We start from the raw sequence: 751 nt of genomic DNA on the forward strand, positions 1-751 counted from the left end.
TGCTGACGGCGCAAATGGTAATCCAGGTGGTGCGCTGCCTGCTGGCTTGAGCTTTATGCACGAACTTGGGGCGGTGGATATCGATAATAACGGTACCATTGATATTACTGGCCATGTCGACTTCAACACACTTACGTCGAACGGAGGTAACCTCGGGCGCGGTCTTGCTGTCTTGTATAACCAGACCACAGGTACCAACCAGACCAACTTTGGCAAAGTAGATATTTTCAGTAACGTGTTCCGCAATGACGGCCATGAAGATGCCGGTGATAGGGCCATTTCCATGACCTATGCCGATTACAACGGTGATGGTTGGTTGGATCTGTTCCTGAGCCGTGGTTCTAAAGGCGGGAATAACAGTAATGAAAGCCGTATCTATCTGAACGATGGCACGGGTAATCTGAATGCTACAGACGCTCAGGCATTATGGTTTGGTGACAATTTGGATGGTGGTGTTTCATTGGCGGTTGACTGGAACCATGATGGTAAAATGGACATCATTGAAGTGCCACGCTCGGGTGTTACCGCTAGCCCTGCACTCTATCTCAACACTGGCACTAACAACTGGTCGGCTGCCGGCATTGAGCTGACAGCAACCACCTACAGTAATCTGACGGGTGCAGTCGCCCTGGATTATGATTGGGATGGGTCAATGGACCTGGTGCTGTATCGTTCAGGTGCAGATGGCGCAGTGGTGTCGAGTGATAATGCTGCACCGACCTTGCTGGTGAAAAACACCAATATTGCGCCG

General features: G+C 50.7%; 1 protein-coding gene. It reads left to right on the forward strand.

Annotation, left to right across the window (positions count from 1 at the left end; all coding sequences use genetic code 11):
* Positions 1-751 (forward strand): FG-GAP repeat domain-containing protein (locus tag AC2A06_RS18700; protein WP_484381280.1); only part of this gene is annotated, 751 nt, incomplete at both ends.

It is taken from the genome of Serratia sp. HNCC26DJ244, from assembly GCF_057180565.1.